13 protein-coding genes are annotated in these 15,963 nt (G+C 70.3%); 5 read left to right on the forward strand and 8 right to left on the reverse strand.

The window, feature by feature from the left end; all coding sequences use genetic code 11:
* The first annotated feature begins 66 nt into the window (after positions 1-66).
* On the forward strand, positions 67-1,542 hold the full coding sequence (locus tag AC3CBB_RS10985) for an NAD(P)/FAD-dependent oxidoreductase (protein WP_488624591.1): 1,476 nt from the start codon (positions 67-69) through the stop codon (positions 1,540-1,542).
* Here the strand turns inward: AC3CBB_RS10985 and AC3CBB_RS10990 are convergent.
* Both AC3CBB_RS10990 and AC3CBB_RS10995 read right to left on the reverse strand, forming a co-directional pair.
* Positions 1,482-2,222, reverse strand: coding sequence for a Pr6Pr family membrane protein (locus tag AC3CBB_RS10990; protein WP_488624592.1), 741 nt, complete (start codon positions 2,220-2,222; stop codon positions 1,482-1,484). The two genes, AC3CBB_RS10985 and AC3CBB_RS10990, sit on opposite strands and share 61 nt — an antisense overlap.
* 71 nt (positions 2,223-2,293) lie before the next feature.
* On the reverse strand, positions 2,294-2,740 hold the full coding sequence (locus tag AC3CBB_RS10995; protein WP_158614166.1) for a MarR family winged helix-turn-helix transcriptional regulator: 447 nt from the start codon (positions 2,738-2,740) through the stop codon (positions 2,294-2,296).
* Between the two features lie 104 nt (positions 2,741-2,844).
* On the opposite strand from AC3CBB_RS10995, the gene AC3CBB_RS11000 reads away from it, so the two are divergent.
* Positions 2,845-3,975 (forward strand): ABC transporter permease, encoded by a 1,131-nt coding sequence (locus tag AC3CBB_RS11000; protein ID WP_488624593.1) that lies wholly within the window; start codon positions 2,845-2,847, stop codon positions 3,973-3,975.
* Between the two features lie 100 nt (positions 3,976-4,075).
* Here AC3CBB_RS11000 and AC3CBB_RS11005 read toward each other — a convergent pair whose 3' ends face one another.
* A complete protein-coding gene (locus AC3CBB_RS11005; RefSeq protein ID WP_488624594.1) occupies positions 4,076-6,262 on the reverse strand; it encodes a glycosyltransferase family 39 protein in 2,187 nt (728 codons plus the stop codon).
* Positions 6,263-6,414: 152 nt separating this feature from the next.
* Complete coding sequence (locus AC3CBB_RS11010; protein WP_123505357.1) at positions 6,415-6,981, reverse strand: NAD(P)H-dependent oxidoreductase; 567 nt, start codon at positions 6,979-6,981, stop codon at positions 6,415-6,417.
* Positions 6,982-7,189: 208 nt separating this feature from the next.
* Here AC3CBB_RS11010 and AC3CBB_RS11015 point away from each other — a divergent pair, with 208 nt between their 5' ends.
* Positions 7,190-8,458 (forward strand): sodium:proton exchanger, encoded by a 1,269-nt coding sequence (locus AC3CBB_RS11015; RefSeq protein ID WP_488624595.1) that lies wholly within the window; start codon positions 7,190-7,192, stop codon positions 8,456-8,458.
* 223 nt (positions 8,459-8,681) lie between these two features.
* On the opposite strand, the gene AC3CBB_RS11020 is transcribed toward AC3CBB_RS11015, so the two are convergent.
* The 3 genes from AC3CBB_RS11020 to AC3CBB_RS11030 all read right to left on the reverse strand — a co-directional run bounded on the left by AC3CBB_RS11020 (position 8,682) and on the right by AC3CBB_RS11030 (position 13,663).
* The gene (locus tag AC3CBB_RS11020) at positions 8,682-9,350 is read right to left on the reverse strand and encodes a metal-dependent transcriptional regulator (RefSeq protein WP_123505358.1); all 669 of its coding nucleotides are present in this window, start codon (positions 9,348-9,350) and stop codon (positions 8,682-8,684) included.
* A 154-nt stretch (positions 9,351-9,504) separates the two neighbouring features.
* Positions 9,505-11,079 (reverse strand): MDR family MFS transporter, encoded by a 1,575-nt coding sequence (locus AC3CBB_RS11025; RefSeq protein WP_488624596.1) that lies wholly within the window; start codon positions 11,077-11,079, stop codon positions 9,505-9,507.
* Between the two features lie 115 nt (positions 11,080-11,194).
* Positions 11,195-13,663 carry a beta-glucosidase family protein gene (locus tag AC3CBB_RS11030; RefSeq protein WP_488624597.1) on the reverse strand — a complete coding sequence of 823 codons (2,469 nt, stop codon included), beginning with the start codon at positions 13,661-13,663 and terminating at the stop codon, positions 11,195-11,197.
* Between the two features lie 93 nt (positions 13,664-13,756).
* On the opposite strand from AC3CBB_RS11030, the gene AC3CBB_RS11035 reads away from it, so the two are divergent.
* The gene (locus AC3CBB_RS11035) at positions 13,757-14,350 is read left to right on the forward strand and encodes a TetR/AcrR family transcriptional regulator (protein WP_488624598.1); all 594 of its coding nucleotides are present in this window, start codon (positions 13,757-13,759) and stop codon (positions 14,348-14,350) included.
* A 73-nt stretch (positions 14,351-14,423) separates the two neighbouring features.
* Here AC3CBB_RS11035 and AC3CBB_RS11040 read toward each other — a convergent pair whose 3' ends face one another.
* Positions 14,424-15,266, reverse strand: a complete 843-nt coding sequence (locus AC3CBB_RS11040) for an aldo/keto reductase (RefSeq protein WP_123505362.1) — start codon at positions 15,264-15,266, stop codon at positions 14,424-14,426.
* Between the two features lie 330 nt (positions 15,267-15,596).
* Here AC3CBB_RS11040 and AC3CBB_RS11045 point away from each other — a divergent pair, with 330 nt between their 5' ends.
* A complete protein-coding gene (locus AC3CBB_RS11045) occupies positions 15,597-15,884 on the forward strand; it encodes a hypothetical protein (protein ID WP_488624599.1) in 288 nt (95 codons plus the stop codon).
* Positions 15,885-15,963 lie beyond the last annotated feature (79 nt).

Raw genomic sequence — 15,963 nt, forward strand, 5'->3', positions numbered from 1 at the left:
GGGTGGACTTCACAGAGTAGGGCAGGCCACCGACGCGCGAGGTGTTCCTGAGACAATGGCCGCATCATGTCGATCAGCCGCCGGGTCTTCCTCTCCGCCTCCGTGACGGGGGCGGGGGTCCTGGTGCTCGCGGCGTGCTCCGATCCGACGCCGGCGCCGTCCTCGACGCGCACTCCGGCCCCGACCGCGACGCCCACGGCGACGGGCGCGCCCGGAGTGAAGCCGAGCGCCTTCCGCCGGAGCTCCTGGGGCACCGACCCCTACGCCTTCGGCTCAGGAAGCGTCCTGACCGACGCGTCGACCGACACCGACCGGCAGCGCATCGCCTCCCCCCTCGACGACAAGCTCTTCTTCGCCGGGGAGGCCGTCGCCGCGACCTACCCGGGCACGCTCGCCGGCGCCCGCGAATCAGGACTCGACGCCGCCCGCCAGGTCGCCGGCATCGCGTCCGCAGGCGAGCGTATCGCCGTCATCGGCGCAGGCATGGCCGGCGCCACGGCCGCTCGCGACCTGGCCGACCGCGGCTTCGACGTCGTCGTCGTCGAGGCGCGCCATCGCGTGGGCGGCCGCATCGCCTCCTACGAGTCCGACCAGTGGCCCATCGACGCCCAGCTCGGCGTCGCGACCCTCTCGGGTCAGGGGGCGCAGGAACTCGAGGCGGTCCTGACCGCGGGCGGCGTCACCACGGTTCCGTTCAGCGCCTCGCCGGCGGCCCGGTCCGGCGCGAAGGCCACGCCCTTCCCCGCGACGTCCGCCGTCGAGGCGGCGCTCGCCCAGGCATCGCGCTGGGCCGACACCCGCAGCGCCGAGTACTCCGTCGACGCCGCCGTCACTGGCTCGCGCGCCGGGTCGAAGCTCTCGGCGACGGCCGACGGCAGCGGCGTCTCGAACGCCGACCGTCTGGCCTTCCTGCTCGACGAGGCGCTGCCGGCCCGGTTCGGCCTGGACCCGGACGCGCTGTCGGCGCGCGTGCTCGCCGAGGCGTCGGCTCCGGGCGACTCCCAGCTCGTGACGAAGGGCTTCGCGGCCTACGTCGCCACCCTCCTCGAAGACCTCGACGTGCTCCGAGGCAGCAACGTCACCCAGATCGACTACGGCAACCAGGGGGTCGGACTCCGTCTCGTCACGGGCGAGTCGCTGTCGGCCGATCGCGTCATCTCCACGATCCCCCTGGGCGTCCTGAAGCAGAAGAAGATCGTCTTCGAGCCCGAGCTGCCGGTGGCCAAGCTCGATGCCATGGACCGCCTGGGCGTCGGCGTCCAGGACGTCCTCTGGCTGCGCTTCGACCAGCGCCTGTGGTCGACCGACGCCACCGTCTGGGCGATCCTCGACGACTCGGCGACCTACCGCCTCTGGCTGAACCTGGAGCCGTCGACCGGATTCCCGATCCTGGTGGCGCTCATCGGGGGCGACGACGCGATCGCCGCCGAGAAGCTGTCGGACGGCGACGCCGTCGCACAGGCGCTGTCGGACGTCGCGGCCTACCTCGACGTCGTGCCCGCGACGGCGTCCCCGACGCCGTCGGCTGCCCCCGCGCCCTGAGGTGCGGCGGGCCGGGGAGTTCCTGCGCCCGGTCTGCGGTGTCTCGTCAGGTGCCACGGGCGCGCGTGGCTCAGGCCGATGAGCGCCGACGCGACCGCCAGGAAGATCACGAGCACGATCGCGTTGTAGAGCCGGAACTGCTCGGGGCTGACCTGCGCCGGGTCGAGGAAGAAGTAGGGGTACCAGCGGACGTCTCGGCCGCGCTCCAGCGTGAAGAAGCCCCAGACGAGCGGGAACGGCAGCACCAGCCAGAGGGTGCGCCAGCGCACCGGCGTGCGGCCGGGCGCCAGCACCCAGTCGAGCAGCACGTAGCCCGAGAGCCAGAAGTGCAGCACCTGGCTCGACGTCGGGAACGCCAGCGAGTAGTGGTGGGCCGCCGACTGCGTGACGATCACGCCGAACACGATCCCCGAGACGATCACGTAGGTCGTGACGATCGCGTGGACGACGGCGAACCAGCGCGGATCGAGGCGGCCGCGGAAGGTCAGGACTCCTGAGACGGCGAGCACCGCGACGTTCGCCATGGCGCTCTGCTGCGTGAAGTAGCTGAAGTAGTTGAGGGTCGCGAACGTCGAGAACCCGAGGACGTACTGGAAGTTGGCGATCAGAGCAGCGACGGCGACGGCGGCCGCGACCAGGCGGAGGAGCCCGGAGATCCGGAAGTCGAGGGAGGTTGTCACCGCACCACCCGCCTCTGCTCGACCGCGCTTCGCATCCGAACGAGAGTACCGAGATTGCCGCAGAGCGGCGTTCAGGACGGCGAGCGCTCCTCGTCGGCGTTGAACCGCTCGAGGCCCGCCGCGAGGTCGTCGATCTCGTCGTCGCTCCATTCGGACAAGCGCCGCTCGAGCTCGTCGTGGTTGGCGCGGATCGATCGGTCAAGCAGTTCGCGGCCCCGCTTCGACAGCGTCAGGAGCTGCCCGCGCGACGTCTGCTCCGCGGTCACGGCACCCACCTCGATCAGGCCGATCGCCTGGAGGTCGCCGACCTGGCGTGAGACGGTCGAGCGGTTCAGCCGCATGGCGCCGGCGATGTCGATCGCGCGGCACTCGGGAGTCCCGTCGATGAAGTTGAGAAGCGTGTGCTGCACGAGAGTGAGCGGCTCGGCGGTGCGGCGGCTGCGAGCGGAGGCACGGCGCGAGATGGTCTGCAGCTGCGTGTAGACGGCCTGCATTCGATCCTCGCGTCGGGTGCTCACGCCCACGAGTTTAACGATCGGGTGTACTGTACACCTGTGTTGCATTATGCAACACTATGACTTCGCCGCTCGACGGCGCACCCCTCCGCTGCAGAAAGGACCCCGTGTCCACACCGACCCACGCCCTCCGGGAGGTCGCCCTCCGCCCGGGCCACCCCCATTCCCACCGCCTCCCGGAGTCGCCGAGGCCGGCCCGACCCGGGCCCCGCCTGTTCTTCGGCACGCCCGTGGCCGTCTTCAAGGCGTTCGGCGTGGCGATCCTGGTACCGCTCTTCCTCGGCGCGGGCATGACGCTCGCGTACCTGGGCGCGTTCCACCAGCCCACCCCGCACGACCTCCCCGTCGCCGTCGTCGGCACCAGTGCCGAGACCAAGGTCTTCGCGCAGACGCTCAGCGACGGCGCGGACGGCCAGCTCGCCGTGCGGACCGTGGCGTCCGATCAGGAGGCCCGACGACTGATCACCGACCGCACCATCACGGCCGCCTACGAGGCGAAGGCCGACTCCGCGACTCTCCTCATCTCGTCCGCCGCCTCCGAGACCACCGCCGAGGTGACGCAGAAGGTGTTCCTGCCCATCGCCTACGAGCAGAAGCTCCCGTTCACGGTCGACGACGTGGTCCCCGCCGCCGAGCACGACTCCACGGGCCAGGGACTGTTCTTCCTGCTCGTGGGGCTCAGCGTCGGCTCGTACGCGACCGCCGCGGCCGTCGCCGCCTTCGCCTCGCGCCTGGGCATCCGGTGGTCGCTCGTCACGGCCGGCGTCATGTCGGCCGTCATCTCAGGCATCGCGGTCACCGTCGCAGGCCCTATCTTCGGCGTCCTCGGCCACTTCGTCTGGGCCACCTGGCTGCTCGGCTGGCTCTACTCGGCGGCGATCGTCCTGATCGGCGTCGGCCTGCACCCGGTGCTCCGCCACTGGACGACGGCCGCGCTCACGATGCTGTTCGTCATGTTCAATTTCACGTCATCGGGCGGCATCTTCGCGGTGCAGCTCATGCCCGGCTTCTTCGCCGCCCTCTACGGCTTCTGGAACGGCGCCGCGTGGCTCGACGCCGTGCAGACCCTTCAGTACTTCTCGGGACAGTCGTTCGGCTGGGACGTCCTGCGCCTCGGCATCTGGGCCGCCGTGGGCCTCGCGCTGACGCTGGTCACGCACCTGGCGAGCCGGCGCCGCACCCGCCTGGCCGACGAGCGGGTCGCCGTGCGCGAAGAGGAGCAGGTCGTCGCCGCCTGACCCCGGAGAGCGGCACGGACGCAGGAACTCCGCCCGGCCGGAGCGCACCACCCGGTGGCGGGCGCCTCGGCCGCGCGGAGTTCCTGCGCTGGCGACGGGTTCAGCTGGAGAGGTCGTAGACGGTGTAGCCGCCCACGGTCTTCGCCGTGTAGTTCGCCGCGACCCAGGCCGCGATCTTCGACGCCGACGACGACGAGCCCGTGCCGCCGCTCATGCCGCTGCCGCCCGAGACGTAGTAGCCGATGTCGCCGGACTTCACGTACGCCTCGAACTCGGCGAGGGTGGGCGTCGGGTCGTCCGACCAGCCGCCGATCGCCATGACCGCCTGGCCGCTCGACAACTCGAGCGTCGCCGCGGACTGATCGTTGTCGATCGCCGCCGCCCACCGCGCCGCGCTCTTCTTCAGGAGCGTGTCGAGCGCTGTCGACGACGCGGCGCCGGAACTGCCGGACCCCTGCGTCGAGGTTCCCGAGTCGGCGGTGCCGCTGTCGCTCGTCCCGTTGCTCGTGCCGCTCTCGCTGCCGCTGTCGTCTGTCGTGCTGCTGCCGCCGCTGGCCTCGCCGCCGCCGCTGGCCTCGCCGCCGGTGCTGCCGCTGCCGCCCGGGGGCGTGCCGCCGAAGCCGCCCGACGGGGCCTCGCCGCCCGACGGGGCCTCGCCGCCGCTCGCACCGCCGCTCGGCGGGGTGCCGCCGCCCGTGCCGCCGCCCATCCCGCCTCCGGTGCCGCCGCCACCTCCGCCACCGCCGAAGCCGGAGGTGGTGGACGACGATCCGACGCTCGGGATCGAGCCGGTGTGGCCGACCGACGCCGTCGCCAGGGCGTAGGCGCCCGACCCGCCGAGGGCGGAGAGCGTTCCCGTCAGGACGGCTGCGACGGTCACGCGGTGCCAGGCCGCGATCGACCCGACGACGAGCGCGATTCCTGACACGACAGCACCCGCGAGCACCACCCACTTGAGCCAGGGCAGCCAGGTGGCGTTCTCGGACAGCAGGTGGAACGACCACGCGCCCGTTCCTGCGACCGCGACAGCGAGGCCGAGTCGGCCGACCCACGTGGTGCGCATCCGCCACAGCAGGGCGCCGCCGGTGCCGATCAGGCCCGCGATCGCCGGGGCCAGGGCGACCGTGTAGTACGGGTGGATCGTGCCGCTGGTGAAGCTGAAGACGAGGCCGGTCACGACGAGCCAGGCACCCCAGAGCACCAGGCCGGCCCGGACCGGGTCGAGGCGCGGGCGCCGCCCGGCGACCACGATGCCGAGCACGAGGAGAAGCAGGGCCGCCGGGAGCAGCCACGAGATCTCAAGGCCCATCTCGCTCGAGAACAGCCGATTCAGGCCGGTCGATCCGCCGAAGGAGCCGCCGGCCGTGCCGCCGGTGCCACCGCCGCCCCCGTTTCCTGATCCCGAGCCGAAGAAGCGGCCGAGGCCGTTGTAGCCGAAGGCGAGCTCCAGAACGGAGTTGTTCGTCGAGCCGCCGATGTAGGGGCGCGAGTCGGCCGGCCAGAGCGCGACGATCGCGACCCACCAGCCGGCGCCGACGACGACGCCGACCAGGGCGCCGAGCACGTGGAGAAGGCGCTTCCGCAGGAGGGTGGGCGCTGCCATCAGGTACACGGCGGCAAACGCAGGAGCCACGAGCAGGCCCTGGAGCATCTTCGTCAGGAAGGCGAAGCCGAGCACGAGTCCGGCCGCCGCCAGCCACTTCCAGCTCGCCCGGGGCAGGGCGCGCACGACGAAGTAGGCCGCGAGGGTCATCAGGAGCACCAGCAGGGCGTCCGGGTTGTCGAAGCGGAACATCAGCGCCGCGGCCGGCGTGCACGCGAGTGCGAGTCCGCCCACGAGTGCCCCCGCCGCGGACAGGCGCGGACCGAGGGTCGCGAGGCTCCGACGCACGATCGCGAACACGAGGGCGACGCTGGCCACGCCCTCGAGCGCCTGCGGCACGAGGAGGCTCCACGAGCTGAAGCCGAAGATCCGGGCCGAGATGCCCATCACCCAGAGCGAGGCCGGCGGCTTGTCGACGGTGATGAAGTTCGACGAGTCGAGCGACCCGAAGAACAGCGCCTTCCAGCTCTTCGAGCCGGCCTGCACCGCGGCGGCGTAGAAGCTGTTGGCGGTTCCGCTCTCGGAGAGCCCGACGATGTACAGGAGGGCGGTCGCGATCAGGAGCGCCCAGAGGCTCGGCCGCACCCAGACGGGGTCGGCCTTCCTGCCGAGGAGCGCCCGGGCTGCGAGCGTGCGGTCCCGCGGGGCGGCGTGCCCGGCGATAGGTCCGGCGTGTGCGGTCATGGGGAGTCCTTCTCAGGTCGAGTGGACTCCGAGGATCACTCCGGGCGCTATGCGCCTCCTATGACAAGCCGATGCGCCTGCCCAGCGTTGCCAGACAGGCGCATCGGTGTGGCGAGACGGCGACTGGCGCGTCGCCGTTCAGGAGGGCTGCGTTACGCGGCGGCGACCTCGGTGGTGGCCGAGACGAGCTTGTCGACGACCTCGCTCAGCTGGCCGACGACCTCGGCGTCGTCCTTCGGGTGCGTCTCCGCGAAGCGGACGACCGAGCCGGGGATCGCGAGCTTGACATCCTCGAGCACCTTGGCGCCGGTGATGCCGAAGGCCTTGCGGGTCTCGTCCTGAGCCCAGACGCCGCCGAACTGGCCGAACGCGGAGCCGATGACGGCGAGGGGCTTGCCGACGAGAGTCGACTCGCCGAAGGGGCGCGAGGCCCAGTCGATGGCGTTCTTCAGGCTCGCGGGGATGGTTCCGTTGTGCTCGGGCGTGACGACGAGCACGGCGTCCGAGGCGCCGATGGCGGCGCGGAGCTTGGCGGCACCCTCGGGCACGGCGCCGTCGACGTCGATGTCCTCGTTGTAGAACGGGATGTGGCCCAGGCCCTCGTGGATCGTCAGCGTGACGCCCTCGGGTGCGACCTGCGCGGCAGCTTCGGCGAGCTGGCGGTTGGTACTGGCGGCACGGAGGCTTCCCACGAGGACGAGGATCGAGGTGTCGGACATGTTTTCTCCTTCAAGAAACGAATTGGATACGAACGCATAAGTCCGCACCTGCCAACGCTATTCCCGTTGCCCGTGACGTAGGGTCATAATCGGCAACACGTGATGTGAATTTCGGCATTCCGAAAAGGTTTCGCCCCGAAAATCACTGTGACACGGTGGTCTCCGCGACGGGGAACCGGCCCGGTCGCGAGTGACCGAGAGAGCCGCCGTGCCCGCACCCCTGATCAGGCGAATCGTCCTGTGCCTCCTCATCGCCTCCCCCGCCATCGTCTTCCGGGTGACCGGGTTCGCGCCCCACCCCGTCGTCGACCTCCTCGTCTTCGGCGGCGCCGTCGTCGCCGCGTCGTTCATGCTCGCCTGGGCCGCCGAGGCCGCCCAGAAAGACATCTCGGGCGCGCTCGCCATCGCGATCCTCGCGCTGATCGCCGTCCTGCCCGAATACGCCGTCGACCTGTACTACGCATTCCGCTCAGGATCCGACCCGGCCTACGAGCAGTTCGCCGCCGCGAACATGACCGGCTCGAACCGCCTGCTGCTCGGCTTCGGCTGGCCGCTCGTCGTCTTCGTCGCCCTCTTCGCCGCCCGCCGTGCCGCAGCCTCCCGCCGCGCCTCAGGCACTGTCGTGCCGAAGTACCTCGACCTGCCCGGCTCGTCGCGCCTCGACGTGGGCGTCCTCGCCATCGTCGCGGTCCTCGCCTTCGTCATCCCTGCGAGCGGCGAGATCGCCCTCTGGTTCGGCGTCATCCTGATCCTGATCTTCGGCGCGTACCTCTGGAAGGCCGGCCGGGCCGCCGACGACGGCGAGGAGGACTTCGTCGGCACAGCCGCGCACATCGCGAACCTGCCTGCCCCGCAGCGCAAGGTCGTGTTCGTCGGCATGTTCGTCGTCTCGGCGGCCATCATCCTGTCCAGCGCAGAGCCCTTCGCCGATGCGCTCGTGCAGTCCGGGTCGAGCCTCGGCATCGACAGCTACTTCCTCGTCCAGTGGCTCGCGCCGCTCGCGACCGAGGCTCCGGAGTTCATCGTGGCCGTCCTGTTCGCGCTGCGAGGCCAGGGCGCAGCCGCCATCGGAACGCTCATCGCCTCGAAGATCAACCAGTGGACCCTGCTCGTCGGATCCCTCCCCATCGCCCACGCGCTCGGCGGCGGCGGTACGGCGCTCCCCCTCGACGGACGCCAGATCGAGGAGTTCGTCCTGACCGCGTCGCAGACTGTGATGGGCGTCGCGATCATCGTCGCGCTGCGCTTCCACCGCTGGGCCGCGATCGCGCTGGTCGCCCTGTTCGCCGTGCAGTTCTTCGTGACCGACGAGACCGGCCGATACGTCCTGAGCGCCGTGCACATCGTCGTCGCGATCGTCGCCCTCTGGATCCACCGACGCGACATCCTTCCGACGATCACGGCGCCGTTCCGCACGTCGGCCGCCCTTGCGGAGGGCCCCGCCGAACGCGAACTGGAAGGCGCGGGCAGCCGCTAGCGCGGCCCCTCAGAGCGCCGCCCCTCGCGTTCCGGCCCACGATCGGGACTCCGCGCCACGAGATCCGTTGGTGCGGAGTCCCGATCGTGGTTTCGCGGGGGTGCCCGGTGCGCCCGTCAGGCGAATCGCACCGGTGCGGCCCGGGCGAGGGGGCCGCGCGGCGCCGACGCGCCAGAATGCCTGAGTTGCTCGAGGGCACGCGCGCAGGAACTCCGGCCAGCCCTCAGACAGCCACCCAGATGGCGCCGGCGGCGACGTTCGCGAGCTCGACCGCGTTGCCGTCGCCGACCGCGACGGCGAGGCTCCCGGCGAAATCGTGCCGCTCGACGACGCGGACGCGCGTGCCCACCGCGACCGCCAGAGTGTCGAGGTAACGGAGGAGGGCGGGGTCGTGGTCGCTGACCCGGACGACCGTGCCCTCGGAGCCGTCAGGGAGTTCCTGCAGTCGAATGCCCTCGGGATGCGTCACGGTGCCGTCTGCCGCGGGGATGGGATCGCCGTGCGGGTCGTGGTCGGGAAAGCCGAGCTCCGCGTCGATCTTCGCCAGCAGCCGGTCGGAGATCGCGTGCTCGAGAACCTCGGCCTCGTCGTGCACTTCGTCCCAGCCGTAGCCGAAGTGCTCCACCAGGTACGTCTCGATCAGGCGGTGACGTCGCACGACCTGGACGGCGAGCTGTCGACCCGACCGGGTGAGGGTCGCCCGGCCGTACGGCTCGTAGTCGAGGAAGCCCTCGCGCGCGAGCTTCTTGAGGTTGCCCGAGACGCTGGAGGGGGCGACGCCGAGCACGGCGGCGAGGTCGTTCGTGGTGAGGCCCTCGTTCGACCACTCGTGCGACTTGAAGATGACCTTGACGTAGTCCTCGGTCATCGTTCCCAGGCGTTCTTCCGGCATCCTCAAAGCCTAGGGCGCGGTCGGCCCCGCCGGGTCGGTCTGTCGGTCACGCCGGCGGGCAGAAACAGCTCGGCCCCGCCGATTCGGCTCACCCCCGCCGTCGCGACGGAGGGAGTGTGCCGATTCGGCGGGGCCGAGGGAGATCGCTGGCGGCTCAGTGCGCCATCGGCACCGGCGCGCCCTCGACCACCGGCGGCTTGCGCACGAAGAACGCCGCCGCGATCGACAGCAGCGAGACGATGGCGCCGGCGAAGAACGCCATCTGCACGCCCGCCGCGGTCGCGTCGACCTCGTTCGCCCCGTCGGAAAGTCCCGACGCGATGCCGGTGGAGAGCAGGGTGACGAACAGCGCCGTGCCGACGCCCGCCATCACCTGCTGGACGGTGTTCAGGATCGCGCTGCCGTGCGAGTACAGCTCGGGCTTCAGCGAGCCGAGCGACGACGTGAACAGCGGGGTGAAGGTCATCGCGAGGCCGATGCTCAGGATCACATGGACGACCGGGATCATGTAGACCGGGGTGTCGGCGTGGAGGGCCAGCGCCATGGTCCACAGCGCTCCGCTCACGAGGACGGAGCCCGTGATGAGCAGCGCCGTCGGGCCGAACCTGTCGAACAGGCGGCCGACGACCGGCGACAGCACGCCCATGACGATGCCGCCGGGAAGCAGCAGCAGGCCGGTCTCGAGCGTCGGGAGGTGCAGCACGGTCTGCATGTAGATCGGCAGGATGATCAGGGTGCCGAAGAGCGCGATGCTCGAGACGGCGATCATGGCGATCGAGATCGAGAAGTTCTTCGTCAGGAAGGTGCGCAGGTCGAGCAGAGGCGATCCGCCACGGGCCAGGCGCGTCTGACGCAGGATGAAGAGGGCGAGAGCGACGACGCCCACGGCGACGGGCACGAGCGGCGGCACGGGCTGGGCTGAGCCGGCCGCGGCCTCGCCGACGCCCGACAGGCCGTACAGCAGACCGGCGAAGGCGAACGCCGACAGGATCACCGAGAGCACGTCGAGCGGCACCTTGCGGGGCTCGGTGACGTTCTTCATCTTCACGGCGCCGAGGATCAACGCGGCGATGGCGATCGGCAGCACGATGATGAACATGAAGCGCCAGCTCAGCGCGCTCAGGATGATGCCCGAGATCGTCGGGCCGATCGCGGGCGCGACCGAGATGACGATCGAGATGTTGCCCATCGTCCGGCCGCGAGCGGCCGGCGGCACCAGCGTCATGGCGGTCGTCATGAGCAGCGGGAGCATGATCGCGGTTCCGCAGGCCTGGACCACGCGGGCGATCAGCAGGATCGAGAACCCCGGAGCGATCGCGGCGATCAGCGTGCCGACGCTGAAGAGCGTCATCGCCATCAGGAACACCTGACGGGTGTGCAGCCGCTGCAGCAGGAAGCCCGTGATCGGGATGACCACGGCCATCGTCAGCAGGAAGCCGGTGGTCAGCCACTGGGCGGTGGCGGCGGAGACCCTCAGGTCGATGATGAGCGTCGGCAGGGCGACGCTCATGATCGTCTCGTTCAGGATGACCACGAAGGCCGAGACGATGAGGAGCCCGATGACCACGCGGTTGCGGGCCGCGTCGTCTTTCGAGAGGGCTGCCGGATCGTGGGCAGGAGTCGAAGCGGTGGCGGCGCCGGCGAGCGGCGTGGAGCGAGTGTCGGTCGTCAAGAGTGAATCCAGTGATCGTGATGGGCGCCGAGGGTGACTGCGGGGCGCTGGCCGCATGAAGGGTCGAACGTGGTGGTTCGGTCAGTATTCCCTCACCCGCCGACATTCACCAGCGGTTCAGGAGAACCCGGTGCCCGCCTCACGGCGCGCACCGGGTTCAGGCCTGAGGACGTCAGACGAGAGAGCCATCCGAGGCGAGCTCGACATCCGCCTCGAGCGGGGTCTGAGTGACCGAGGTGCCGACGTGAAGCTGGAACGCACCGGCCTCGTGCTGCCAGCCGGCATCCCAGTGGGCGAAGGCGCGCGCAGGAACGTCGATGACCACCGTCCGGGTCTCCCCCGCCGCGACCACGACCGGCGCGAACCCGGCCAGCCATCGTGCGGGGCGCTCGACGGCGGACTCGCTGCGAGAGAGGTAGGCCTGCACGACCTGCTTGCCCTCGCGCGCACCCGTGTTCGCGACGTCGACCGAGACCGTGAATCCGCCGTCGGCCGCCGCGGTCGCCGTGAGCCCGTCGAGGTTCCACGTCGTGTAGCCGAGCCCGTGCCCGAACTCGAACGCCGGGATGCGTCCGGCCCGCAGCCACGCCCTGTAGCCGATGTGGATTCCCTCGTCGTAGGCGACGAGGCCGTCCTTGGGCGTGACGTCGAGCACGGGCACGTCGCTCAGGGTCCCCGGCCACGTGGTGGGGAGGCGCCCGCCGGGCTCCGCAGCGCCGAACAGCAGGTCGGCGAGGGCGTTGCCGTACTCCTGGCCGCCGAAGTAGGTCAGCAGGAGGGCCTTGACGTCGTCGTGCCAGGGCATGACGACCGGCGAGCCGGAGTTGACGACGACGACCGTGTTCGGGTTCGCGGCGAGGACGGCGCGCACGAGGTCGTCCTGACGACCGGGCAGGTCGAGGTCCTTGCGGTCGAAGCCCTCCGACTCGACGCGCGAGTTCGTGCCCACGACGACGATCGCGACTTCGGCGTCCGCCGCCGCGGCGACCGCCTCCGCGATGAGCGCCTCGGGGTCGGAGTTGTCGGCCTCGAGGCCCGCAGTGATGCCGAAGACACCGGCCATCGAGGCGTCTCGGGTCTTCATGTCGAACTCGACCGTCAGATCGACGGGCTCTCCTGCCGCGACGGTGAGCGGCGTGACGATCGACGGCGGGGCCAGGAGGCTCGCGCCGAGGTCCATGCCGCCGGTCTCCTGCGAGGTCTCCTCATGCACGAGCTCGCCGCCGACGAGGATGCGGCCGTGGCCGACCGCCGCGAAGCCGAACAGCACGTCGCCCGAGCGGGTCGGGGTCCACGTCGTCGACAGCTCCATGCGGTGCGAGGTGTCGATCGGGGCGTCGCCGCCGAAGTAGACGAGCGCGGTGGCGCGGCGGTCCTCGCGGAACATCTCCGTGCCGTCCTCGTCGAGGAAGCGCACCAGCATGCCGGGCTCGGACGTCGACGGGTTGACGATCTCCTCGATCGGGAGCTCGGCGATGCCCTCCTGCACGACGGCGCCGATCGAGTAGGTGACCTCGGCGTCGGGGAGCGCGGCAGTCAGGCCCTCGAGCGGCGTGACGATCCTCTCGGGGAGGACCGTCGCACTGCCGCCGCCCTGGGTGCGGGCCTGCAGGCCGTTGTGCCCGATGACCGCGACCTTCCTCAGATCGGCGGCGGCCAGCGGGAGGGTCCCGTCGTTGGACAGCAGCACGCTGCCCGCGGCCTCGGCCGTACGGGCGAACGCGATGCCGTCCTCGGCCGAGACGGGCGCGGCCTGCACGGGGGCGAAGCCCTCGAGCGCGCCGACGCGGGCGGCCAGGCGCAGGATCCGGATCACCTTGCGATCGATCGCCTCCTCCGACACCTCGCCGGCCTCGACGGCGGCGACCAGCGCCGCACCCCAGGGGCCGTCGGGCCCGGGCATGACGAGGTCCTGCGACGCCTTCGCGCTCTCGACCGTGCGGACGGCGGTCCAGTCGCTGATCACGACGCCGTCGAAGCCCCACTCCGAGTTGAGCGGCGTCTCGAGCAGTTCGCTCTCGGTTGCCGTGGTGCCGTTGATCGAGTTGTACGACGACATGACGAGCCAGGCGTGCGCCTCGGTGATGCTCTTCTCGAAGGCGAGCAGGTAGAGCTCGCGCAGGGCACGCTCCGAGACCTCGGTCGAGGCCGTGAAGCGCTCCGACTCGTAGTCGTTGGCGATGTAGTGCTTGGGCGTCGCGCCGACGCCGTTCGCCTGGACGCCCTCGACGTAGGCGGCGGCGAGCTCGGCCGTCAGGACCGGGTCTTCCGAGAATGCCTCGAAGTGGCGACCGCCCAGGGGCGAGCGATGCAGGTTGATGGTCGGTCCGAGCACGACGTCGACGCCCTTGCGGCGAGCCTCGACGGCCGAGGCGGCACCGTAGCGGGCGGCGATGTCGCGGTCCCACGACGACGACAGCGCAGTCGCCGACGGCAGGTTCAGCGACGGCGACCGTTCGTCCCAGACCTCGCCGCGGACGCCCGAGGGGCCGTCCGACACGAGGATGCGGCGCAGGCCGATCTTCTCGATGGGCCAGGTGTTCCAGAAGTCGCGACCGGTCAGCAGCTGGACCTTCTCCGGGAGGGTCAGCTTCGCTGCCAGTTCTTCGAGACGCGCAGTCTCTTCGGCGCTGTCGTACATGTGTGACTCACTTCCTGAAAGACGGACCTCCAGTCGACCATACCCCTAAAACCTACCGAAGGTAGGTAAGTACTGTGCGGCTAGGGTGATCCCGTGACCAACGACGCTCCACCCCGCCGCTACGCCAAAGGCGATGCACGCCGGCGCGAGATCCTCGCCGCCGCCCTTCGCGTGATCAGCGAGCGCGGCTACCGCAACTCCTCGCTCCAGGAGATCGCCGACGCGGTCGGTCTGACCAAAGCCGGCGTCCTCCACTACTTCGACTCGCGCGAAGGTCTCCTCGCCGAGGTGCTCCGCGAGCGCGACGCGGCCGATTCGGCCGACTTCACCCCGACCGACGGCGACGTGGTCGAGCTCCTGAGCGGCGCCGTCCGGCACAACCACGAGGTGCCAGGACTCGTCGAGCTCTACTCGCGGCTCGTCGTCGAGAGCGAGTCGCTCGAGCACCCCGGCCACGCCTACATCGGCGAGCGCTACAAAGATCTCGAGACCCGCGTCGGCGAGGCCATCCGCCAGCGGCAGGGCGCAGGAACGGCGCGCACCGACATCGACCCCACCGTCGCCGCGCGGCTCCTGATCGCCCTCAGCGACGGCCTCCAGCTGCAGTGGATGCATGACCGGACCATGGACATGACCGAGGCGTTCGACGCGGCGGTCGCGCTGCTCGCACCTCCGGCGGCATCCTGAGACGGCGGCGGGGCGCAGGAACCCGAGTTCCTGCGCCCCGCACTGGTCACCTCAGAGGGACCGGCGACCTGGATCAGGCCGGCACGTAGTTGAACTCGTCGGGGTTCGGGCCGGTGCGCTCGTCCTTGTTGCGCATCGAGATGTCGGTCATGTCGATGTCGGAGAGCTCGAAGTCGAAGATGTCGAAGTTCTCCTTCACGCGCGACTCGGTCACCGACTTCGGGAAGATGATGTCGCCACGCTGGATGTGCCAGCGGAGCGTGACCTGAGCGGGCGACTTGCCGACGTTCTCGGCGATGCGGACGATCGTCGGGTCGTCGAGCACGAGGCCCTGTGCGATGGGCGACCAGGCCTCGGTCGCGATGCCGTGCTCGGCGCCGAAGGCACGGAGGGGCTCCTGCGTCAGGTACGGGTGCACCTCGATCTGGTTCACGGCCGGGGTGACCGTGGTCTCATTGGCGAGGCGACGGAGGTGGTGCTCCTGGAAGTTCGAGACGCCGATGGAGCGCGAGCGGCCCGAGGCGTAGATCTCTTCGAGGGCCTTCCAGGTCTCGACGAAGTCGCCGACGCCGGGGAGGGGCCAGTGGATCAGGAACAGGTCGATGTGGTCGAGGCCGAGAGCCTCGAGCGTGCCGTCGAACGCAGTGAGGGCGTCGTCGTGATCGTGGAAGCCGTTGTTGAGCTTCGACGTCACGAAGATCTCGTCGCGGTCGATGCCGGACTCGGCGATCGCCTCGCCGACCTCTTTCTCGTTGCCGTACATCTCGGCGGTGTCGATGTGGCGGTAGCCGACCTCGAGCGCCTTCAGAGTGGCGGCCTTCGTGTCGGCGGGCTCGATCTGGAAGACGCCGAAGCCGAGCTGCGGGATCGTGCGGCCGTCGTTCAAGGTAATCGTGGGGACTGCTGAATCGGTCATGGATCCATCGAACACCCCTCGCACTGGTGTCATTCCAGGTTTGACGACACCTAACGAGCCTGGTAACTTGGTCGATGGTGTTCTGAGACGGACCATCTACTCGACTCGCACCCGCACCGACTCGTACTGCTCCTCCCGGGGCACATTCCACCGAGTCCATCCCGTCAGACTTCACAGGCTGACACCAGCACGCCGACACTCGGCGTGTGCGACACACCTGCCGTCCCAGGCCGATCGTTCACCGCGATCCACCCGCCTGGGGGCCGCTGCTCGAAGAGAGCAGAGCCCTGAACGGCAGCGCGTCGCCACCACGCATCGAAAGACCGCACCATGACACAGACACTCAACCTCATCCGCATCGGCGGCACCGTCACCACGGCGCCCGCCCTCACCCACGACAACCTCGTGGAGTTCGTCGTCGTCGACGACAGCTCCCGCGAGTTCCTCGTCCGCCTTCCGCTCGCCGACCTCGGCTCCGAGGTCGCCCCGGGCGCCCACGTCCAGGCCACCGGCGCCGAGGGCTGGGTCGTTCCGGGCCGCGCCTGGCGCGACGAGCCCAGCCGCACCATCCTCCAGGCGCACGAGGTGCAGCTCGGCCACCTGGCCTTCGCGGCCTAGTCGGATCCTGCCACCAACGGCGCCCACCCCTCGGGGTGGGCGCCGTTCGTCGTCGATGCAGGAGATCCGCCCCGCAGTG

The organism is Frondihabitans sp. OV104, from assembly GCF_057787745.1.